20 protein-coding genes and 1 tRNA gene are annotated in these 20113 nt (G+C 63.7%); 12 read left to right on the top strand and 9 right to left on the bottom strand.

Annotation, left to right across the window (positions count from 1 at the left end; translation table 11 throughout):
- The first annotated feature begins 59 nt into the window (after positions 1-59).
- Complete coding sequence (locus FNB15_RS06435; protein ID WP_246068850.1) at positions 60-626, top strand: PAS domain-containing protein; 567 nt, start codon at positions 60-62, stop codon at positions 624-626.
- Positions 627-738: 112 nt separating this feature from the next.
- On the opposite strand, the gene FNB15_RS06430 is transcribed toward FNB15_RS06435, so the two are convergent.
- From FNB15_RS06430 to FNB15_RS06420, 3 genes are all read right to left on the bottom strand, one after another.
- The gene (locus FNB15_RS06430) at positions 739-1095 is read right to left on the bottom strand and encodes a DUF3861 domain-containing protein (protein ID WP_221932750.1); all 357 of its coding nucleotides are present in this window, start codon (positions 1093-1095) and stop codon (positions 739-741) included.
- Positions 1096-1121: 26 nt separating this feature from the next.
- Positions 1122-1808 (bottom strand): PadR family transcriptional regulator, encoded by a 687-nt coding sequence (locus FNB15_RS06425; RefSeq protein WP_144067914.1) that lies wholly within the window; start codon positions 1806-1808, stop codon positions 1122-1124.
- 127 nt (positions 1809-1935) lie between these two features.
- Positions 1936-2022, bottom strand: a tRNA-Leu gene (locus FNB15_RS06420).
- Between the two features lie 97 nt (positions 2023-2119).
- On the opposite strand from FNB15_RS06420, the gene FNB15_RS06415 reads away from it, so the two are divergent.
- On the top strand, positions 2120-3169 hold the full coding sequence (locus FNB15_RS06415; RefSeq protein ID WP_185973742.1) for a DUF2332 domain-containing protein: 1050 nt from the start codon (positions 2120-2122) through the stop codon (positions 3167-3169).
- A gap of 77 nt (positions 3170-3246) precedes the next feature.
- The gene (locus FNB15_RS06410; protein WP_144067912.1) at positions 3247-4464 is read left to right on the top strand and encodes an adenylate/guanylate cyclase domain-containing protein; all 1218 of its coding nucleotides are present in this window, start codon (positions 3247-3249) and stop codon (positions 4462-4464) included.
- 157 nt (positions 4465-4621) lie between these two features.
- Here FNB15_RS06410 and FNB15_RS06405 read toward each other — a convergent pair whose 3' ends face one another.
- The 4 genes from FNB15_RS06405 to hemH all read right to left on the bottom strand — a co-directional run bounded on the left by FNB15_RS06405 (position 4622) and on the right by hemH (position 10753).
- A complete protein-coding gene (locus FNB15_RS06405; RefSeq protein WP_144067911.1) occupies positions 4622-7798 on the bottom strand; it encodes an efflux RND transporter permease subunit in 3177 nt (1058 codons plus the stop codon).
- Between the two features lie 27 nt (positions 7799-7825).
- Positions 7826-9040 carry an efflux RND transporter periplasmic adaptor subunit gene (locus FNB15_RS06400; protein WP_221932749.1) on the bottom strand — a complete coding sequence of 405 codons (1215 nt, stop codon included), beginning with the start codon at positions 9038-9040 and terminating at the stop codon, positions 7826-7828.
- A gap of 227 nt (positions 9041-9267) precedes the next feature.
- Positions 9268-9699, bottom strand: coding sequence for a protoporphyrinogen oxidase HemJ (hemJ, locus tag FNB15_RS06395; protein ID WP_144067910.1), 432 nt, complete (start codon positions 9697-9699; stop codon positions 9268-9270).
- Positions 9700-9715: 16 nt separating this feature from the next.
- Positions 9716-10753, bottom strand: a complete 1038-nt coding sequence (gene hemH, locus FNB15_RS06390; RefSeq protein ID WP_144067909.1) for a ferrochelatase — start codon at positions 10751-10753, stop codon at positions 9716-9718.
- Positions 10754-10893: 140 nt separating this feature from the next.
- Here hemH and FNB15_RS06385 point away from each other — a divergent pair, with 140 nt between their 5' ends.
- A complete protein-coding gene (locus FNB15_RS06385) occupies positions 10894-11382 on the top strand; it encodes an RcnB family protein (protein ID WP_144067908.1) in 489 nt (162 codons plus the stop codon).
- Positions 11383-11391: 9 nt separating this feature from the next.
- Here FNB15_RS06385 and hemE read toward each other — a convergent pair whose 3' ends face one another.
- Positions 11392-12477, bottom strand: a complete 1086-nt coding sequence (gene hemE / locus FNB15_RS06380) for a uroporphyrinogen decarboxylase (RefSeq protein ID WP_144067907.1) — start codon at positions 12475-12477, stop codon at positions 11392-11394.
- Positions 12478-12882: 405 nt separating this feature from the next.
- On the opposite strand from hemE, the gene FNB15_RS06375 reads away from it, so the two are divergent.
- The 8 genes from FNB15_RS06375 (at position 12883) to FNB15_RS06340 (ending at position 19499) form a co-directional block, all read left to right on the top strand.
- Positions 12883-13749, top strand: a complete 867-nt coding sequence (locus FNB15_RS06375; RefSeq protein WP_144067906.1) for a pyruvate, water dikinase regulatory protein — start codon at positions 12883-12885, stop codon at positions 13747-13749.
- A gap of 10 nt (positions 13750-13759) precedes the next feature.
- Positions 13760-14353, top strand: a complete 594-nt coding sequence (locus FNB15_RS06370; RefSeq protein WP_144067905.1) for a Maf family protein — start codon at positions 13760-13762, stop codon at positions 14351-14353.
- A 25-nt stretch (positions 14354-14378) separates the two neighbouring features.
- Positions 14379-15233 carry a shikimate dehydrogenase gene (locus FNB15_RS06365; protein WP_144067904.1) on the top strand — a complete coding sequence of 285 codons (855 nt, stop codon included), beginning with the start codon at positions 14379-14381 and terminating at the stop codon, positions 15231-15233.
- Between the two features lie 61 nt (positions 15234-15294).
- A complete protein-coding gene (locus tag FNB15_RS06360) occupies positions 15295-15567 on the top strand; it encodes a type II toxin-antitoxin system Phd/YefM family antitoxin (RefSeq protein ID WP_144067903.1) in 273 nt (90 codons plus the stop codon).
- A gap of 12 nt (positions 15568-15579) precedes the next feature.
- On the top strand, positions 15580-15951 hold the full coding sequence (locus FNB15_RS06355; protein ID WP_144067902.1) for a type II toxin-antitoxin system VapC family toxin: 372 nt from the start codon (positions 15580-15582) through the stop codon (positions 15949-15951).
- Positions 15948-16547, top strand: coding sequence for a dephospho-CoA kinase (gene coaE / locus FNB15_RS06350; protein WP_144067901.1), 600 nt, complete (start codon positions 15948-15950; stop codon positions 16545-16547). Before FNB15_RS06355 ends, coaE begins: the two co-directional genes overlap by 4 nt.
- Positions 16548-16549: 2 nt before the next feature.
- Positions 16550-17236: a DNA polymerase III subunit epsilon gene (gene dnaQ, locus FNB15_RS06345; protein WP_144067900.1), complete on the top strand. Its 687-nt coding sequence runs from the start codon at positions 16550-16552 to the stop codon at positions 17234-17236.
- A gap of 130 nt (positions 17237-17366) precedes the next feature.
- Positions 17367-19499 (top strand): hybrid sensor histidine kinase/response regulator, encoded by a 2133-nt coding sequence (locus FNB15_RS06340; RefSeq protein WP_144067899.1) that lies wholly within the window; start codon positions 17367-17369, stop codon positions 19497-19499.
- 2 nt (positions 19500-19501) lie between these two features.
- Here the strand turns inward: FNB15_RS06340 and FNB15_RS06335 are convergent, their stop codons facing one another.
- Positions 19502-20059: a PAS domain-containing protein gene (locus FNB15_RS06335; protein WP_144067898.1), complete on the bottom strand. Its 558-nt coding sequence runs from the start codon at positions 20057-20059 to the stop codon at positions 19502-19504.
- Between the last annotated feature and the right edge of the window lie 54 nt (positions 20060-20113).

Here is a 20113-nt window from a genome sequence, read left to right as displayed (position 1 = left end):
ACGTAATCGGAAAGTAACGCGCGGACGGTGATCCAACCCGGTAGGGTCCCTCCGTGCTTATGACCCAGCCCTTCCTCGTCTCCTCCGAACTGCCCCGCGTTTTCGACGGCGGTTGGCGCGTCGTCCGCGCCGCCGAGCGTGGCAACGACTGGCACCCGCAGGTTCGCGAGCTGCTGTATTACTGGATGCGCAACTGCAATGCCGAAGGGCATCTGCCATCGCGCCAGGCGATCGACCGGATCGAACTTTCCGAACTGCTGCCGCATATGTGGATGCTCGATGTCGAGCGCAGCCCATGGCGCTTCCGCTATCGCATGGCCGGCAGCGAATTTGCCGCTTCGGTCGGCCGCACCATCGGCAACGACTGGTATGACGAATTGCGGCCGCAGGCCTGGGCCGCCAACCGCACCCGCCTGATCACCACCGTGCGCGACGGCATGCCGACCTGGCGCCGCGGTGCCGTGCCGGTGGAAGATGACGCCTTCGATTTCAATGGCTGGAGCGAGGTGGAAAACCTGATGCTGCCGCTCGCCAGCGACGGCATCAACGTCGACACCGTCCTGGGGATCAGCCTGCCCTATCGTCCCATCGATCTGTGGGAAACCGCGCCGCTGGCGGCGCAGTAACAGCTTTCATCTATCCGGTTGCCGGGGGTGGCAAACCGTGGCCGGCATCGCATCTTGAGGCAGCTCGATGCGATGCCGGCCCGGTACCAACCCCGAAAATACTTTCCGGCCTTCAGGCTGCCTCGCCAGATCCGGCGCGATTCCGATCTTTCAGGCCGCCGATAAAGCTGCTGATCGCCGGACGCAAGGCCGCGAACAGCGGATCGTCCTTGCGCTTCAGCATCACTTCCGAAAACAGCTTGAGACCGATACCCAGCGAGGCGGCTTCGTCCTCGCTGTAATGCCCGCTGGCGCGGATGCGCTGCACGATGCCGATAATGTCGTCATGGTTGACTGCCTCGAACACCAGCTCGGGCTGCCGGTCCATGCCATCGCGCGGCGTGCCGAGATGTTCGATGGTGACGCGATAGCGATGGCCACGCATGTGATGCCCTTTCCAGGCGATGTCGCTGATGGTTGCAGTGCCCATAGGCCCCCGTCCTATGAAGATGGCCCTTACTGGCCGCGGATCTCTTTCGCCGCCCGCACCAGGATGTCGATGATGCGGCGCTGTTCCTCGGGCGAGGCGTCGTCGGTGGCCTGCAGCACGGCGCGCAGGTGCCGGCGCGCAGCTCTCATCGAGGAAGACGGATCGGCATTGTGCCGTGTGACATCGTCCTCTTCCGCCGGCATCTCGTCGCCGCTGCGGAAAAACCGCTTCGCCTTGGCGATGCGCAGGCCGATCTTGGCCAGCTGCGCCATCATCGTGTCGGCATGCACGCGGTGTTCGGCCAGATAGGTACGGCCCGTGGTCGTCAGGCTGTAGAGCTTCTTGGCGCCGTCAGCCGCAACGCTGGTATGGCCGATCTCTTCCAGATAGGTCAGCGCGGGATAGATCACGCCGGGGCTCGGCGCGTAGAAGCCCGAAGTGTGTTCCTCCAGCGCCTTGATGATCTCGTAGCCGTGGCGCGGATGCTCCTCGAGCAGCACCAGGATCAGCAGCTGCAGGTCGGCGGCCGAGACCACGCGGCTGGCGCGGAAGCCATGGCCGCCCAGGCCGTCTTCCCCGGCCGAGAATAAGGCGGCAGCCAGTCGCCCGCGGAAATGGCGGCGGCCGCCCCCAATGCCGTATTTGGCGCGCCCGATGCAGCGATGATCGCGCAAAGCCTTGAGAATATGGGGAAATTCCAGATGTTCACTCATGATAGTCTACTCGCTTCTTACGTCAGACCCGTTGTCTGACATATCGTAAGATATACTTTGCGATATCTGAGTCAAGCAGATTATTCACTGCGCGGCGGCCGTCGGGTGTCAAAAGAGTCGTGAAGGCTGGTGCCCGCTGCCGGACTCGAACCGGCACGGCCTTGCGGCCTCGGGATTTTAAGTCCCGTGCGTCTACCAATTCCGCCAAGCGGGCAGGCGGGTCCTGTCTAGCGGGGGCGCAGGCAGACCGTCAATTGTCCCGCAGCAATGCAGCACTGGACGCAGCCGGCATGCGCTCGACAAAATGCGCCATGCCTTCTGCCGATTCCGTCATCGCATCCTTCCGCGACCAGGCCGACTATTGCCGCGCGCTGGGCTCGCCGTTCACCGGCATGCTGCTCGATCTCGCCACCGAACGGCTCGCGGCGAACGCATCGTGGGCGGAACCGATTTTAAACTGGCCGGGCGATCCGCGTGCCGATGCCTTGCCGTTGCGGCTGGCCGGCGCGCTGCATCGCGCCGTGCTGGAGGGTGGCGATGCACCGCTCACGGCCGCTTATGCGGCAACACACATCACCGCCGGAGACCTCGATGCCGCGCTGACGCGCCATGCCGCGCTGCTCGCGCAGTATCTGCAAAGCCCGCCGCAGACCAACGATCCGCAGCGCTCGGCCGTGTTGCTCGGCGGTTTCCTCAAGCTCGCGCAGCTTTGTCCGGGACTGCCGCTGCAGACCTGCGAGATCGGCGCCAGCGCCGGACTCAACCAGCTGTGGGACACCTACGCCTATGACTTCGGCGGCTGGCAACATGGCGAGCCGCAGACCGCGCCGCTGCTGCTGCGCTGTCGCTGGGGCGGATCGCAGCCGCCCGCGTTGCGCCCGCGTGTCATTGCGCGCGCCGGCTGCGATGTCAGTCCGCTCGATGCGCGCAACACCGCCGACCGCCAGCGCCTGCTGTCGTATATCTGGGCCGACCAGCCCGAACGGCTGGCGCGGGTCACGCTGGCGCTGGATCACGCCGCCGCCTGCGATATCGCCGTCGCCCGCAACCATGCTGCCGATTTCGTCGCCGCACAGCTGCAGCAGCGCAAACCCGATGCGGCCCTGGTGCTCTATCACTCGATCGTCTGGCAGTATATCGCAGCGCCGGAGCAGCAGCGTATCGCCGCCGCCATGAACCAGGCCGGAGCAACCGCGACCGCGCAGGCACCGCTGGCCTGGCTGCGGTTCGAGCCCGGCCGCGCCAAGGACGGCGCGGATCTCACCCTGACGCTGTGGAACGGCACCGACCCCGCCGGCCGCGAGGAACGGCTGGGCGCCGGCGATTATCACGGCCGCTGGATGCGCTGGGAAAACGATTAACGTCTGCTGACAGTTTCTGCCGCGGATTCATCCACCGCACCATCGCTTTTTCGCAAACCCGGTCCTATCTTGCGCGCATGGATCCCAAGGTCTTCACCAATATCGCCCGCGCCATCGCCGATGCCTCGCTCAATGGGCATTCAGAAGGCGAAATCCTCAGCAACTTCTGCTCGAACCTGAACGAAGCCGGCATCCCGGTGAAGCGCGCGCTGCTCGGCGCCGACACGCTGCATCCGGTGCTGGCCGGCCGCATCTTCTCCTGGCATGCCGACAAGCAGGATGTGGAGCTGTACGAATTCGGCCGCTCGATCACCGAGGAAGGCCAGCGCAAATGGCATTCCAGCCCGTTCTACCATCTGGAAACCAGCGGCGAGGATTCCTTACGTTTCCGCATCCTCGGCCATAACGGCGACTATCCCTTCCCGGTGCTGCCGGAACTGGCCGAGCAGGGTTATACCGACTACCTGGTCACCATGACGCGCTTCGGTGAGCGCGCGGTGATCGGCCAGCTCAATTCGGTCTATGCCTCCTGGACCACGACGCATGGCGAGGGCTACACCGACAAGCAGGTCGAAACGCTCGGCGCACTGATTCCTTTCGCCGCCGCCGCCGTACGATCGGCCAGCGTGCGCCGCATCGCCGAAACGGTGGCCGAGACCTATCTGGGCCGCAACGCCGCGCAGCGCGTTCTCAGCGGCACCATCGGCCGCGGCGAGGCCGAACGCATCACGGCGGCCCTGTGGTTCTCCGACCTGCGCGGTTTCACGCGGCTGGTCGATACCGTGTCGCCCGAACTTATCATGCCGCTGCTGAACGACTATGCCGGCGCGGCCGTCTCCGCGATCCATGCGCATGGCGGCGAGGTGCTGAAATTCGTCGGCGACGGCGTGCTCGCCATCTTCCGCGATGACGGCAACCTGCAGAATGCCTGTCTGCAATCAATCAAGGCGCTGAAAAGCTGCCTGCGCGACCTGCGCGAGGTGCGCAACCGCCGCGCCAATGCGGGGCTGCCAGTGACGGATATGTCGGTCGCGCTCCATGTCGGCGAAGTGCTGTATGGCAATTTCGGCGGCGAGGATCGCCTCGACTTCACTGTCGTGGGCCCGGCAGTGAACGAACTCTCGCGCATTTCCGGCCTGGCGCGCTCGGTCGACCAGCGCGCGATCTACTCGGCCGCCTTCAAGCAGGCCGCCGGCGGGCTGAACGAGTATGCGATTTCGCTGGGGCGTTACGCGTTGCGCGGCGTCGAGAATCCCTCGGAGCTGTTCACGCTGGATCCGAGCGTTCTGCGCTGAGCGCTGTCCTTCACCGTCATCCCGGGCGAAGACCCGGGATCCCATTTGTTTTATGGCGGTGAGAAAATGGGACCCCGGCTCAAGGCCGGGGTGACGAGTAGGGCTACAATAAAAAAGGCCCGGTTCTGACACCGGGCCTTTTCTGTTTCCGTTTCAGCTATTCGCCCGCAGGATTGGGCTGCTCCTGGTGTTTCTGGCCTTTCGACACGCGGCCGTGCACGAAGGCGCGCAGCACCACGTAGAAGACCGGCGTCAGGAACAGGCCGACCAAGGTCACGCCGATCATGCCGGAGAACACCGCCGTGCCTAGCGCGCGGCGCATTTCCGCACCGGCGCCCGACGAGGTCACCAGCGGCAGCACACCGAGGATGAAGGCGAATGCCGTCATCAGGATGGGGCGCAGGCGCAGGCGGCAGGCCTCGATCACCGCGTCGGCGGCCGACTTGCCTTCCGCCTCCAGCTGGCGGGCGAATTCCACGATCAGGATCGCGTTCTTCGCCGCCAGACCGATCAGCACGACGAGTCCGATCTGCACCAGCACGTTGTTGTCGATCCCGACGATCCAGACGCCCAGCAGGGCGAACAGCACGCTCATCGGCACGATCAGCATGATCGCCAGCGGCAGGACCCAGCTTTCATACTGGGCCGCCAGCGCCAGGAAGACGAAGACGACGGCGAGGATGAACACATAGGTCGCCGTGTTGCCGGTCGAGCGCTCCTGCAGGGCGATTTCCGTCCATTCGAAGCTCTGGCCCGGCTGCAGCACCTGCTTGGCCAGTCCTTCCATGATCGCCAGCGACTGGCCGGTGGAAACGCCCGGCGGCGTGTTGCCCTGCAGCGGCACCGACACATAGGTGTTGTAGCGCTGCAGCAGGTCGGGGCCCGCGGTTTCCTTGATCTCGACCAAAGTCCCGAGAGGAACGAGGTCGCCGGTCGCCGAACGAACCTTCAGGCGCGAGATGTCCTCGTTGTTGAGACGGAACTGCTGGTCGGCCTGGGCGCGCACCTGGAAGATGCGGCCAAAGGCGTTGAAGTCGTTCACATAGGCCGAACCGAGATTGACCTGCAGCGCCTCGAACACGTTGGCGATCGGCACGTTCAGCATCTGCGCCTTGACGCGGTCGATATTCAGGAACACCTGCGGCGAGGCGGCCGAGAAGGTGGTGAACACGCCGGTCACGCCGGGCGTCTGCGCCGCCATGCCCATGATCTGATAGGCGGCCGCCAGGATCGGGCGCACGTCGTCGCCGGTGCGGTTCTGCAGCTGCATCTTGAAGCCGCCGCCCGAACCGATGCCGGGCACCGCCGGCGGCGGCACCGCGATGACGAAGGCTTCCTCGATGCCCTGCAGCTTGCCGATCATCTGGCCGATGATGGCATCCGCGGTCAGGCCCTGGCCGAGGCGCTCCTCGAAGGCCGTGAACGGGGTGAACATCACCGAGGCGTTGGTCGCATTGGTGAAGGTCGCGCCGTTGAAGCCCGGGATGGCGACGACATGCGCCACGCCCGGCACGGTCTCGATCATCTTGGTCGCCTTCTGCGTCACCTCGTCGGTGCGGCTGAGCGACGCGCCATCGGGCAGCTGGATGACGACGATGGCATAGCCGCGATCGAGCGGCGGGATGAAGCCCGGCGGCACGGTGCGGAACAGGAAGAAGGTGCTCGCCACCAGCAGGCCATAGACGCCCAGCATCAGCACCCGGCGGGTGACGATGCGGCTGACGCCACGGGCATAGCCGTTGCTCATCCTGTCGAAGGCGGAATTGAATTTGTTACCTGCGCTGTTCAGCCAGCGGAACGGCGGGAATTTCGGCTCGTGGCCAGGCTCATGCTTGCGCAGCAGCACGGCGCCGAGCGCCGGCGACAGTGTCAGCGAGTTGAAGGCCGACAGGATCGTCGCCACCGAGATGGTGAGCGCGAACTGCTTGTAGAACTGGCCGGTGATGCCGGGAATGAAGGCGGTCGGGATGAACACCGCCGACAGCACCACGGCGATGGCGATGACGGCCGTGCCGACCTCGTCCATGGTTTCATGCGCTGCATCGCGCGGACTCATGCCCAGCGCAATGTTGCGTTCGATGTTTTCCACCACGACGATGGCGTCGTCGACCACGATGCCGATGGCGAGCACCAGGCCGAACAGGCTGAGCACGTTCAGCGTGAAGCCGAAGGCGAGCATGACGGCGAAGGTGCCGACCAGCGAGACCGGGATGGCCAGGATCGGGATCAGCGCCGCGCGCCAGTTCTGCAGGAAGATCAGAACCACCAGCGCGACGAGGATGATCGCCTCAACCAGCGTCTTGTACACCTCGTTGACCGACTCCTCGATGAATTCGGTCGGGTTGTAGATGATGGTGTATTCCAGACCTTCGGGGAAATCCTGCTTCAGCTCGTCCATGCGGGCGATGACGGCCGTCGAGGTTTCCAGCGCATTGGTGCCGGGGCGCTGGAACACGCCCATGGCGATGGCGGTCTTGCCATCCAGATAGCTGCGGCTGCTGTAGTCCTTGGCGCCGAGTTCGACGCGAGCCACGTCATCCAGGCGCACCAGGCGGCCGTCGGCCGAGGCCTTGATGATCACGTCGCGGAACTGGCGGGCATCCGAGAAGCGGCCCTGTGTGGTGACGATGGCCTGCAGGGCCGTGTCGTCCGGCGAGGGTTGCTGGCCCAGCGCGCCACCGGAAACCTGCACATTCTGGGCGCGCAGCGCGCTGACTACGTCAGATCCCGACAGGCCATAGGCAGCCATGCGGTTGGGATCGAGCCAGATGCGGATGGCATATTCGCTGCCGCCGAACACGACCACGTTGCCCACGCCTTCCAGCCGCAGCAGCTGGTCGCGGATGCGCAGCTGCATGTAGTTGGCGATGTAGAGCTGGTCGTAGCGCTCATCGGGCGACAGCAGATGCACGACCATGAGGAAGTCGCCGGCCTGCTTGCGCGTCTGGATGCCCTGGCGGCGCACTTCTTCCGGCAGACGCGGCTCGGCGATGGTGACACGGTTCTGCACCTGCACCTGCGCCGTGTCGAGATCGGTGCCCGGCTTGAAGGTGACGGTCAGCTGCATCAGGCCGTCGGCGGTGGAATACGACGACATATAGAGCAGGTTTTCGATGCCGGTGATTTCCTGCTCGATCGGCGTCGCCACCGTGCGGGCCAGCGTCTCGGCATCGGCGCCGGGGTAACTGGCGGTCACGTTGATCTGCGGCGGCGCGATTTCGGGATATTCCGAAACCGGCAGCTGGAAGAAGGCGATCGCACCGAGGATCACCGTGACGATGGAGATCACGGCGGCAAAGATCGGCCGGTCGACGAAGAAGTGTCCGAATTTCATGGCGCCCTCGCGGCGTAAAAGACTGGATTACTTGGCAGGCGCCTGGCCACCGGGCGCTGCCGGCTGCGGCAGCGACATCAGGCCGTTCCAGACCTGCGGCAGTTCCACCGGCATCGGCGTCACCTTGCCGCCGCCCAGACGCACGCGCTGCAGGCCGTTGATCACGACAGTCTCGTCGCCCTTCAGGCCTTCGCGCACGATGCGGTAGTTGTCGGTGCGCGAGCCGGTGCGGATCGGGCGCTGCTGCACCGCGCCGCCGTCACCCACGACATAGACGTAGCGACGGTCGAGATCGGTCAGGATGGCTTCATCCGGCACCATCACAGCCTGATACTGCGGGCTGCCTGGCACGGCGATGCGGCCGAACAGGCCCGGCGTCAGGAACTGGTCCTTGTTGTCGAACACGGCGCGCAGGCGCATCGTGCCGGTGGCGGTATCGACGCGGTTGTCGGTGAAGTCCAGCACGCCCTTATGCGTGAAGGTCTTCTCGTCGGTCAGCATCACCGAAACGGCGAGGCCGCGACCGTTGCTGCCGCCGCTGCTGCTGTTGCCGCCCTGCTTGGCGATGCGCTGGTAGGAGAGGTACGAGCGCTCGTCGATGTCGAAATAGAAATGCACCGGGTCGACCTGCACGATGGTGGTCAGCAGCGTCTCGTTCTCGCGCACCAGGTTGCCCTCGGTGACCAGCTTGCGCGAAATGCGGCCCGAAATCGGCGCGCGCACCTCGGTGAAGCTGAGCGCCAGACGCGAGGATTCGGCAGCGGCGCGGGCGCCGACGATACCGGACTGCGCGGACAGGAAGGCCTGGCGGCGCTGGTCCAGCGTGGCGGCAGCGGCGGCGCCGCTCTGGGTCAGGCGCTGGTAGCGTTCAAATTCCACCTTGGCGAGGTCGAACTCGGTCTGGCGGATGCTGAGCGAGGCCTGGGCCTGGTTATAGGCGGCCTGATAGGTGCGACGGTCGATGGTGAACAGCAGGTCGCCCTGGTTCACCATGGCGCCGTCCTGGAAATGCACCGTGTCGAGATAGCCGCTGACGCGGGCGCGGATCTCCACGAAGGCGGCGGCGTCGAAGCGGCCGGTATACTCGTCCATCTCGACGATGCTGCGCAGTACCGGCTTGGCGACCGTCACCGGCGGCGGGCCGCCCGGGCCACCCTGGGCATAAGAGGTTGCCGGCAGCGCGCCGACACTCATCAGGGCGGCAGCAGCCAGGGCGCCGTTACGGAACTGACGGAAAGACATTGGGAGACCCCCACTGATTTTTTGCATGCGCGAAGAACTATGCGGATATCGCACGGACGACAAGTACATCCTGTGTGACCAACGGCACGAAACACTGACGCAACGGCATCTTAGGGATACTTCACGCGCGCGCACATGACTCGTTGGTTTGGCGGTCTCATACCATCGGGTGAATGAGCACGCAAAAGGAACATTGTTACCGGACAATGCTCTGCTGACAGCGCCTGTCAGGATAAAAAGGGCTTCAGGACCACCAGCAGGACGATGCCGATCATCAGCACAGTCGGCGCTTCATTCGCATAGCGGTAAAAACGCTGGCTGCGGGTGTTGCGGTCATTCTCGAAGTCGCGCTGCCAGGCCACCAGCTTGCCATGCACCGCCTGCATCACCAGCACCAGGGTGATCTTGGCCCAGAACCAGGGCTGGTCCCAGTGGTGGCCGAGCCACGCCATGCTGGCGCCGAAGATCCAGGCCGCACCCATCGCCGGGTTGATGATCGCTTTCAGCAGCCGGCGCTCCATCACCTTGAAGGTCTCGGATTGTTTGGATCCGGTCTCGGCTTCTGCGTGGTAAACGAACAGCCGCGGCAGATACAGCATTCCCGCCATCCAGGCGATGATCGAGATGATGTGCAGGGCTTTCAGCCAGTCGTAGAGCATGCCGTGGTTTTACCCCTCAGGCCGCGCAGGCACAACGCCGCCAAGCGGCGCCGCAGGGCTGGCTGCTGCCGCAGCGCGGCGCACCGCCATCAGTCGCGCTGCGCACCAGACGGGCCAGGCCAGCGATAAAGGCCGGCTGCGTGCCCACGGTGGGGACGCGGATATAGCAGGCCGCGCCGTTGTGATGGGCCAGTTCGGCATATTCGATATCCAGTTCGACCAGGGTTTCCGAATGCTCGGACACAAAGGCGACGGGCACGACGACGATGGCGCGCTTCTCCTGCGCAGCACGCGCGATCTCGGCATCGGTGGACGGGCCAATCCATTCCAGCGGACCGACGCGGCTCTGGTAGCAGATGCGGGTGTCGAGGTCGTCGCGTCCCAGCTGCTGGCGGATCGCTGCGACACTGCGCTCGACCTGCTGCTGATACGGATCGCCATCGGTGACGATTTTTTTCGGCAGGCCATGCGCCGAGAAGAGAATCCGCACACCCGTTTTTGCTTCCATGCCTTTTGCTTCGGCCTCAGGCAACCGGTCGCGCAGCAGCGCGGTCTGCGCGGCGACGAAGCCCGGCTCATCGTTGTAACAGCCGATCGCCGCCGTCGGTGCGGTCAGGCCTGCTCTGGCCGCGGCCCTGTGCCAGTCGGCGAAGGACGAGGCCGTGGTGGTGGTGGAGAATTGCGGATAGAGCGGCAGCAGCACGATGCGCTCGGCGCCCCAGTCCTTCACGGCTTTTACAGTTTCATCGGAAAACGGATGCCAGTAGCGCATCGCGATGAAGACGCGAAAATCCTCACCCAGCTCGGCTTCCAGCGCGCGTGCCTGCGCTTCGGTCTGCGGCAGGATCGGTGAGCGTCCGCCCATCTTCGCGTAGATTTCCCGCGCCACCGGCGCGCGGCGTGTCGAGATCAGTTTCGCCAACAGCCAGCGGAACGGATTGGGCAGGCGGATGATCGCCGGATCGTTGAACAGGTTGAACAGAAACGGCTGCACCGCCTGCGGGCTGTCCGGTCCACCGAGATTGAAAAGGATAACGGCTGTCTTCTTTTTCATGATCCTAAGACTTAAGGCAGGAAAGAGGTTCAGACGAGCGCGAGCCGTCCTATATTTCGCGCTTTTTGAGACAAAGATACGCCGCAATCGTTCCTGAGGATCACCATGCCCGGGAAAAACTTCGGGAGAAGGACATCGCCATGCGCGCCACCACCAGCTTTCGTATCGCCACCGCTGCCTTTGCTCTTGCCATCGCCAGCACCAGCCTCACTGCCGCCTTGCCGGCTTACGCCGATCCGCCGGGTCACGCGAAGAAGGAAAAAGGCCATGCGCCGCAAGGGAACAAGGGAAAAGGTGGCGGCGACAGCATCAACATCAATTTCAGTTTCAACGACAGCGACCGCGTGGTCATCCGCGACTACTATGGCCATCCGCCGGGCGGCCGCTGCCCGCCGGGCCTGGCCAAAAAGAACAACGGTTGCATGCCGCCGGGCCAGGCGAAGAAATGGATGATGGGTCATCCGCTGCCACGCGACGTCGTGTTCTACGACCTGCCGCATGAGTTGCGCATCCGTATGAGCGCGCCGCCCTCTGGCTACAAATACGTTCGCGTCGCCGGCGACATCCTGATGATTGCAGTCGGCACCGGCATGGTTGCTGCCGCGATCGAGGATCTGGCGCGGATGTAGTGCTGCCTGTCAGGCCAGCGCTTCGGAGCCCTTCACCAGGCGCACCAGTTCCTCGACATGGCGGATCGGCGTTTCCGGTACGATGCCATGACCGAGATTGAAGATGTGGTTGCGCCCCTTGAAGGTGGAGAGCAGGCGCTGCACGCCTTCCGCGAGGGCTGAACCGCCGACCACGAGCAAACGTGGATCGAGATTGCCCTGCACGACATGCTTGCTCCACAGATGGTCCTTCGACCAGCCGAGCGGCATCGTGTAGTCGAGCCCCAAAGCATCTGCGCCGGTGGCGGCCGCATAGCCGTCGTACATGATGCCGGCACCGCGCGGGAAGGCGATCACCGGCAGGGTCGGGTATCTGGCTTTCAGCGCCGCGATGATCCGCCGCACCGGCTCGATGCAGAATTTGCGGAATTCTGCTTCGGGCAGCACCCCGGCCCAGGTGTCGAACAGCTGCACCACTTCGGCGCCGGCCTGCACCTGCCGGTCCAGATAGGCCACGGTGGCCTCGATCAGGATTTCCATCAGGGTGTTGAGCCCGATGGGATTGCCGAAGGCCCAGGTCTTGGCAGCGGGATAATCCTTCGATCCTTTGCCCTCCAGCATGTAGGTCGCCACCGTCCAGGGAGCGCCGGCAAAGCCGATCATGGTGCAGTTGGGGGGCAGGTCTGCCTTGATGCGTCCGACGGCCTCGTAGACCGGTTCCAGCGTCTTGTGGATGCCATTGGGGTTCAGGCGGGTCAGTTCGCCGGCCGTGCGGATCGGATCCAGCACCGGGCCCTCGTTTTCACGGAACTCCAGATGCTGGCCCAGCGCCTGGCAAATCAGCAGAATATCGGCGAACAGGATGGCGGCATCGAAGCCGAAGCGCCGGATTGGCTGCAGGGTCACTTCCGCGGCCCGCTCCGGGTCGTAGCACAGGTCGAGGAAACCGCCGGCCTCGAACCGGGTCTGGCGATACTCCGGCAGGTAACGGCCAGCCTGGCGCATCAACCAGAGCGGCGGACGCGTGCTGGGCAGACCGGCTAGGGTGCGCAGCAACGGTTTGGTCGGCTGCTTGGTCAGTTGCGCCGTGAGAGGGGTCGGGGGAACAGGGCTCATGGCCTTATTCCTCTTCTATTTTAGTTTAAATTAAAAGAGATAGTAGTTGAGGTATGTGCGGTGAGTGGCGGGGATAACTGCCCATACAGGACCGGTCCCGGATTCTGTCCCAAGCGCATCTTTACCGGCCTGATTCGGTAAGGCCGGGGATAAGCGCGTCAAAACTGTCACGGAATGCCGGCTGTTCCCGATTGGGGATCGTGGGGATAACGTGGATGGGTAAGCATTGTGGCGGAATTGTATTTCCTCCCCGCTTTCCACAGGGGTGTCACAAAATCGATCCCGATGGGACTGGCCGGTTGCAAGGAATCCAGCTTACGGGCATGAAATTGATCGGATTGGGGAAAACACCCCGCTTATGCCCTTTATCCCCATGATTCACCCGCGCTCCCTGGTGCCCCGCTGATGCCGAAAACCGCCCGGCCGCATATCCATCTGGTCTCCGACGCCACCGGCGAAACCCTGAAATCGGTGGCCAAGGCGGCATTGGTGCAGTTCCAGAAATCGCAGGAAGAGGTCGAGACCCATACCTGGGCGCTGGTGCGCAAGCCGCTGCAGATGGAACGCGTGGTGGAAGCCATCGCCGCCATGGGCGGTCTGGTGCTGTTCACCATCGTCGACCAGGAACTGCGCGAGATCCTGGTGAAAGGCTGCGCCAAGGCCAAACTTCCCATCGTGCCGGTGCTTGATCCGGTGATCATGGCCTTTGGCAAATATCTCGGCGAAAAGGCGGTCAATCTGCCAGGCCGCCAGCATGAAATGGATGCGGAATATTTCCACCGCATCGATGCCATGCATTTCACCATCGCGCATGACGACGGCCAGCATCTCGAAGACCTCGACAAGGCCGATATCGTGCTGGTCGGCGTGTCGCGCACCTCGAAGACGCCGACCTCGATCTATCTGGCCAACCGCGGGCTCAAAACCGCGAATGTGCCGATCGTGCCGGGCCTGATCATTCCGCCCGAAGTCGAGGCGCTGAAAAATCCGCTGGTGGTCGGTCTGACCGCTTCGCCGGATCGTCTGGTGTCGATCCGGCGAAGCCGCCTGATCTCGATGAACCAGAATACCGAGACGGCCTATGTCGACGACGATCGCGTGAAGGAAGAACTGATGATCGCGCGCAAGCTGTGTGCCAAGCATAACTGGCCGATCATCGACGTGACGCGTCGCTCGATCGAAGAAACGGCCGCTGCAATTCTCAACTTACATAACCGTCGCGAGGAGCAGCGCAAGCAGCAGAATCTCGGCTTCGACGGACCCAAAGAGTGAGTTGCCGGGAATGACCTTGATCCTCGCTTCCGCCAGCGCGTCCCGCGCAGCGATGCTGCGCCAGGCCGGGCTGGATTTCGACATCAGGCCGGCCCGCGTCGACGAAGAGGAAATCAAGCTGTCGCTGAAAGGCGATGGCGTCAGCTTGCGCGATACCGCCACGGCGCTGGCCGAACTGAAGGCGCATCGCATCAGCTCGGCGGAGCCGCAGGATTTCATCATCGCGGCGGATTCCATGGTCGCCTGCGACGCTCGCTGGTACGACAAGCCGAAGGATATGAACGAGGCGCGCGCGCATCTGCAATCCCTGCGCGGCAAGACGCATGAACTGGTTAGCGCGGTGGCACTGGCGCGTGGCGGCAGCGTGATCTGGCGCCACGCTGAAAGCGCGAAGCTGACCATGCGTGATTTCAGTGATGATTTCCTCGATGCCTATCTGGCGCAGGCCGGCGAGGCCATACTGTCCTGCGTCGGCTGCTACCAGCTCGAAGGGCTCGGCGTGCAGCTGTTCAGCCGTATTCAGGGCGACTTCTTCACCATCCTCGGCCTGCCGCTGCTGCCGCTGCTGGATATCCTGCGCGAGAACAAGGTGCTTCGAGCATGAGTCCTCGATTCATGAGGTCGGGCGCATGACAGCATTCGACACCGAAGACGACATCCTGCCGCGCGCCGGCGTGATCGGCTGGCCGGTAGATCACTCGCGCTCGCCGAAGCTGCATGGATTCTGGCTGGCGCAGTATGGCCTCAGCGGCCGCTACGACCGCCTGCCGGTGCCCCCGGAGGAGGTCGGGGCTTTCCTCGAGGCGTTGCCGAAGGAGCCCGGCTTTCGCGGCGTGAATGTCACCATTCCCAACAAGGTTGCCGTGCTGCCCTATCTGGCCGAGATCGATCCGGTGGCCAGACGTATCGGCGCGGTGAACACCATCGTCGTGCGCGAAGATGGCAGCCTGCATGGCAGCAATACCGATGCCTTCGGTTTCCTCGCCTCGCTGCGGGCGGATGCGCCGAAGATGTGGCGCGCGGCAAACGGCCCGGCCGTGGTGCTGGGCGCCGGCGGCGCCTCGCGCGCCATTATTGTGGCCCTGCTCGATGCAGGGGTGCCCGAACTGCGACTGACCAACCGCAGTCGCGACAAGGCCGAAGCGCTGGCCGTCGAGTTCGGCAACCGCATCCAGGTCGTCGACTGGGAGAAGCGCGCTGGCGCGCTCGCCGGGGCGAATCTTCTGGTCAACACCACCAGTCTCGGCATGGGTAGCCAGCCCGTCCTCGACCTGCCGCTGAACGACCTGCCGGCCACCGCGCTCGTCAACGACATTGTTTACACGCCGCTGGAAACCGACCTGCTGGCTGCGGCCCAGGCGCGTGGCAACCCGGTGGTGGACGGGCTCGGCATGCTGCTGCATCAGGGCCGGCCGGGCTTCGAGGCCTGGTTCGGCGTCGCACCGGAGGTCACGCCCGAGCTGCGCGCCGCAGTCCTGGCTTGATTAGCTTAGCTAACTTAGCTAAGCTAATCCCTGCAGGTTAGCTAAGCTAAGTTCTAAGCCGATGAAAATTCAGGTTAATATCCACGAAGCCAAAACCACCCTCTCCAAGCTGATTGAAGCGGCGGAGCGGGGCGAAGAGGTTGTGATCGCGCGGGCCGGCAAGCCGGCCGTAAGACTGGTCATGGCTCAAACCGATGCGGCGAAGCCGAAACGGCGGCGCGGCTTCGGTGCCTGGAAAGGCAAGGTCTGGTATGCCCCGGATTACGATCAGGCCGATGCCGAAATCGAAAAGGACTTTTACAGCACGCCGGTTTTCCCGGACGAGAAAGCGTAGCTGGTCAGGCCAATGCGGCTGCTTCTCGACACCAATGTGCTGATCCAGAGCATCGCCGGCGCGTTGCGACCGGACGTGATGGACATGCTGGACGACCCGGCGAACGAGTTGTTTGTAAGTCACGTCTCGCTATGGGAAATCGCCATCAAGTCTGGCTTGGGTAAACTGCGCGTGCCTGATGATCTCGACGTTCAGGTCGAACAACTGGGCATCATCGAACTCCCGCTCTCCCGGCCACATCTTGCGGCTTATCGCGAGTTGCCCTTGCTACATCGCGACCCGTTTGACCGGATGCTGGTTACCCAGGCCAGGATCGAGAACCTGATTCTTGTCACCAGCGACAGGCAGCTGGCCGAATATGACGTCACGGTGCTGCCAGCATGAAAAAGATCGGCCTCACCGGCTCCATCGGCATGGGCAAGACCACGGTGGCGAAGATGTTCGCCGCGCGCGGTATCCCGGTTTTCGATGCCGATGCCGGCGTGCACCAGCTTTATGCCAAAGGCGGCGCCGCGGTCGAACCGGTCGGTGCGGCCTTCCCGGGTGTCGTGAAGGATGGCGCAATTGATCGCGCGGCCTTGTCGGCCGCCGTGGTCGGCAAGCCGGCCGAGATCAAAAAACTCGAAAGCATCGTGCATCCGCTGGTGGCCACGCTGCGCGAGGATTTCCTGCGCCAGGCCGAAGCGAGCGGCGCGGCCATGGCCGTGCTGGAAATTCAGATGCTGCTGGAAGGCAGCAGCGCGAAACAGCTCGACGCCATCGTGGTGGTCAGCGCGCCTGCAGATGTACAGCGCGCGCGCGCGCTGGCGCGGCCGGGCATGACGGAAGACAAACTCGCCGGCATCCTGTCGAACCAGATGCCGGATGCGGAAAAACGCGCCCGCGCCGATCATGTCATCGACACCGGCGTCACCCTGGCAGAGACAGAGGCGCAGGTGGCGGAACTGATCGAAACCCTCAATACGAAAGCTGGGCGCTGAACATGCGCGAAATCGTGCTCGATACCGAAACCACCGGCTTCAAGGCCAACGAGGGCGACCGCCTGGTCGAAATCGGCTGCATCGAACTGGTCAACCACATCCCCACCGGCCGGCATTATCACGTCTACATCAATCCTGAACGCGGCATGCCGGAAGAGGCCTTCAAGGTGCACGGCCTGTCGGACGAGTTCCTCAGGGACAAGCCGCTGTTTGCCGCGGTGGCGCAGGACTTCTGCGATTTCATCGGCGAGGATCCGCTGGTGATCCACAATGCGCAGTTCGATCTCGGATTCCTGAATGCCGAACTGGCGCGGCTGTCGGGTTTTCCGCATATCGCCATGGAACGCGCCATAGACACAGTGCGGCTGGCGCGGCAGAAATTCCCCGGCGCGCAGGCCAGCCTGGACGCGCTGTGCAAACGCTTCAATATCGACAATTCAGCCCGCGTGAAACACGGCGCGCTGCTCGACGCCGAGCTGCTGGCCGAGGTCTATCTCGAGCTGATCGGCGGCCGGCAGCAGGGGCTGGGCCTTGTCGGCTCGGCCGACGGCGATGCCATTCTGGCAGCACAGGCACCCCGCGGCCCCGCCCGGCCGGTGCGGCCGCATGCCGCCAGCGCAGAGGAGCTTGCTGCTCATTCGGCTTTCGTCGCCAAGCTGAAAGACGCCCTCTGGCTCAAGACGGAATGATCACAGCCAGTCGCGCGGTGCCGGGAAATCATCCTCAGGCGGATAATTTTCCGATAACCTTACCGCAAGGCAATTTTTCGTGGGAAAGAGGCGAATCTAGGCTGCACTCCATGAACTGCGCCTGCTACCGATGAACCCGGCCCAAGCCACCATGCGTCGCGCCATCCTTTTCTGCGTCGTCTATATCGGCGCGATCATGCTGCCGCTGATCGGGCTCAATCACTACGTCTATACGGCCCTGCGCCAGGCGGCGATCACCGAAGAGACCGGCGACCTTGAGCGCCAGGGCGAAATCCGCGCCCAGGAAATCGAAAACTCGTTGCTGAACGTGCAGTTCGGGCTGGAGAAGATCGAACTGCTCTGGCTGGCGGACGGTAACAATTCGGCGCGGATGCATCTGAAACTCAAGCAGCTCGAAGAACAGCTGCCTTATGTCCGCGCGCTCGGCGTGGTCGATGGCGCCGGCGCCGGCCTGTTTTCGTCGCGCATGCATCCGGTGCGGCCCTACAGCGCCGCCGGCCTCGCCTCCTTCGCACGGCTGCGCGACTCCGACGAACGCTTCCTGTTCTCCGGCCCGACCAAGAACACCATCGACGGCAATTGGCAGCTGACGATGAGCATGGCGGTACGCCATCCCGACGGCAGCCTGAAGGGCGTGATCGGCGCGATTATCGACCCTTACAGTTATTCCAAGTCCTTTGAAAGTGCGGTCGGCCACGGCGACAACGTCACCTTGCTGACCAACGACTTCACTCTCATCGCCCGCTATCCCTGGCGTGAAGCGGATGTTGGCACCCGGCGTCAGGTCGATGCCTATGACGCTTTCGCCGCCAGCGGCGCGCGGGAGCACAGCGGGATCTATGCCAATCCTTTCACCGGCGAGGACCGCATCGTTGCCGTGCGCCGCATTTTTGGCGACCGGATGGTGCTGTCGACCTCGCGTTCACTCGAAGAGGGCATTGCCAACTGGCGCTCGTTGGCCACCATCATCAGCGTGATCTCGCTGCTCGTGATGCTCAGTGGCATTATCGCGCTGGCGGTCGGCTTGCGTGCTCTGGCCGACCGCGAAAGCCGTGCGCGCATGCTGGCCAATCTGAATGCCGACCTGCAGGAGCAGACCGCGCGCGCTGAAAAACTCGCCACGGTGAAAAGCGAATTTCTCGCCACCATGAGCCATGAAATCCGCACGCCGATGAATGGCGTGCTCGGCATGGCGCAGGCGCTGGAAAATATGCCGCTGGATGCCACGACGCGCGACTATGTCGGCGTGATCCGGGAATCGGCCGAAAGCCTGCTCGGCATCATCAACGACATCCTCGACTATTCGCGGCTTGAAGCCGGCAAGATGAAGGTCGCACCCAGCGCGATCCGCCTGCGCACCCTGATGGACTCAATGTCGGCGCTGTTTTCCTCGGCCTGCACGCAGAAGAAGCTCAGCCTGCGTGTCGAGATCGACCCCGCTGCGCCGGTGAGTATCGAAAGCGATCCGGTGCGCCTGCGCCAGATCCTCGTCAATCTGGTCGGCAATGCGGTCAAATTCACCTCGCATGGCGGTATCGTGCTGCGGGTGAAACCGGTGACGCTGGCGGGCGGCGTTGACGGGATTCGCTTCGAGATCGAGGATACCGGCCCCGGCATCTCGGAGGCGGCGCTGAACTCGATCTTCGAGCGCTTTTCGCAGGAAGATGCCTCGACCTCGCGGCGTTTTGGTGGCACCGGCCTTGGACTGGCGATCTGTCGCCGGCTCTGCGAACTGCTGGGCGGCGTGATCGACTGTGAAAGCGAGCGGGGCCGCGGCTCGCTGTTCTGGTTCGAAATCCCTGCCGAACTGGTCGAAGACCATGAGCCTTTACTGCAGCAGGCTTCTGCCAGTCCGGACTACCGCACCAAGCGGCCGCGCGTGCTCTGCGTTGACGACAACCATGTCAACCGTCGCGTTGTCGAAACCCTGCTCAAGCCGCTCTGCGACAAGCTGGTGCTGGTTAGCAGCGGTGCGGCTGCATTGCAGGCCGCCGAAAGCCAGGAATTCGATGTCGTGCTGCTGGATATCCATATGCCGGAAATGGACGGCATCGAAACGCATCGTCATCTGCGCAGCCTGCCACAGGGCGCCCGCCAGCGTATCATCGCGCTGACCGCCGATGTGGTGCCTGAAGCGCTGGCGCGCTACGAGGTCGCCGGCTTCGACGCCATCCTCGCCAAGCCGATCGAGATCGACAAGCTGCTGGCCGCCATTGGCCTGCCGGCAGCAAAGCCGGCCTGATGTTACGGCTGATCCAGGTCGCTGAAACAGAACACCGTATCGACACTGTCGCCATCATTCGACAGCGGCATCAGTACCGTGCCGTTGCCGCGCACGATGCGCTGGGTCAGTGAACTGCCGCCCGGCGCCGGTCCGGGCAGCGGATTGTAGACATACACCACCGTCTTCTTCTCGATGACGATGCGATAGTTCAGGATCACGTTGTCGCCCGGCAGCCCCTGATGCGCGCCGAGATAATTGCCGTCCACCGGCTGGCCGGTCGGATCGCGACCGCGCAGCGCCACCTGCGCGGTGCCAACCAGGCGATAGCGCAGCCAGGGCGCTTCGCGCAGTACCTCGGTCAGTACGATACCCGGCAGCAGGTCGCGCGGAATGCTCAACGGATCGATGTCGCGTCGCGCCGGCATGGCGCGGTCGCCGCGCTGCTCATCCCAGTATTCGTAAATGCGGCGCACGCGCGGAGAGCACCGGTCCAGAAAAGCTGGTCCGAGAATGCGCGGATGCGTGGACATGCGGATCGCATCATCCAGCGCGGACTTTCCCTGCTCTGGTCTGGTCATGGTCGCGCAGATTGCCGCCGCAGGGCGGCGATCGCAAGGTGGACAACTGTTAAG

It is taken from the genome of Ferrovibrio terrae (assembly GCF_007197755.1).
Taxonomy (GTDB): Bacteria; Pseudomonadota; Alphaproteobacteria; order Ferrovibrionales; family Ferrovibrionaceae; genus Ferrovibrio; species Ferrovibrio terrae.
Note: the sequence above shows the minus strand (reverse complement) of the source record. Positions and strands in the feature narration are given on the sequence as shown.

Excerpts from the sequence above, each read along its gene's own strand:
- FNB15_RS06435 (WP_246068850.1), top strand. The coding sequence starts at position 60 with ATGACCCAGCCCTTCCTCGTCTCCTCCGAACTGCCCCGCGTTTTCGAC.
- FNB15_RS06370 (WP_144067905.1), top strand. The coding sequence starts at position 13,760 with ATGACCTTGATCCTCGCTTCCGCCAGCGCGTCCCGCGCAGCGATGCTG.
- FNB15_RS06360 (WP_144067903.1), top strand. The coding sequence starts at position 15,295 with ATGAAAATTCAGGTTAATATCCACGAAGCCAAAACCACCCTCTCCAAG.
- FNB15_RS06385 (WP_144067908.1), top strand. The coding sequence starts at position 10,894 with ATGCGCGCCACCACCAGCTTTCGTATCGCCACCGCTGCCTTTGCTCTT.
- FNB15_RS06425 (WP_144067914.1), bottom strand. The coding sequence starts at position 1,808 with ATGAGTGAACATCTGGAATTTCCCCATATTCTCAAGGCTTTGCGCGAT.
- FNB15_RS06410 (WP_144067912.1), top strand. The coding sequence starts at position 3,247 with ATGGATCCCAAGGTCTTCACCAATATCGCCCGCGCCATCGCCGATGCC.
- hemJ (WP_144067910.1), bottom strand. The coding sequence starts at position 9,699 with ATGCTCTACGACTGGCTGAAAGCCCTGCACATCATCTCGATCATCGCC.
- FNB15_RS06400 (WP_221932749.1), bottom strand. The coding sequence starts at position 9,040 with ATGTCTTTCCGTCAGTTCCGTAACGGCGCCCTGGCTGCTGCCGCCCTG.
- hemE (WP_144067907.1), bottom strand. The coding sequence starts at position 12,477 with ATGAGCCCTGTTCCCCCGACCCCTCTCACGGCGCAACTGACCAAGCAG.
- FNB15_RS06415 (WP_185973742.1), top strand. The coding sequence starts at position 2,120 with ATGCCTTCTGCCGATTCCGTCATCGCATCCTTCCGCGACCAGGCCGAC.
- dnaQ (WP_144067900.1), top strand. The coding sequence starts at position 16,550 with ATGCGCGAAATCGTGCTCGATACCGAAACCACCGGCTTCAAGGCCAAC.
- FNB15_RS06430 (WP_221932750.1), bottom strand. The coding sequence starts at position 1,095 with ATGGGCACTGCAACCATCAGCGACATCGCCTGGAAAGGGCATCACATG.
- FNB15_RS06340 (WP_144067899.1), top strand. The coding sequence starts at position 17,367 with ATGAACCCGGCCCAAGCCACCATGCGTCGCGCCATCCTTTTCTGCGTC.
- coaE (WP_144067901.1), top strand. The coding sequence starts at position 15,948 with ATGAAAAAGATCGGCCTCACCGGCTCCATCGGCATGGGCAAGACCACG.
- FNB15_RS06405 (WP_144067911.1), bottom strand. The coding sequence starts at position 7,798 with ATGAAATTCGGACACTTCTTCGTCGACCGGCCGATCTTTGCCGCCGTG.
- FNB15_RS06375 (WP_144067906.1), top strand. The coding sequence starts at position 12,883 with ATGCCGAAAACCGCCCGGCCGCATATCCATCTGGTCTCCGACGCCACC.
- FNB15_RS06365 (WP_144067904.1), top strand. The coding sequence starts at position 14,379 with ATGACAGCATTCGACACCGAAGACGACATCCTGCCGCGCGCCGGCGTG.
- FNB15_RS06335 (WP_144067898.1), bottom strand. The coding sequence starts at position 20,059 with ATGACCAGACCAGAGCAGGGAAAGTCCGCGCTGGATGATGCGATCCGC.
- FNB15_RS06355 (WP_144067902.1), top strand. The coding sequence starts at position 15,580 with ATGCGGCTGCTTCTCGACACCAATGTGCTGATCCAGAGCATCGCCGGC.
- hemH (WP_144067909.1), bottom strand. The coding sequence starts at position 10,753 with ATGAAAAAGAAGACAGCCGTTATCCTTTTCAATCTCGGTGGACCGGAC.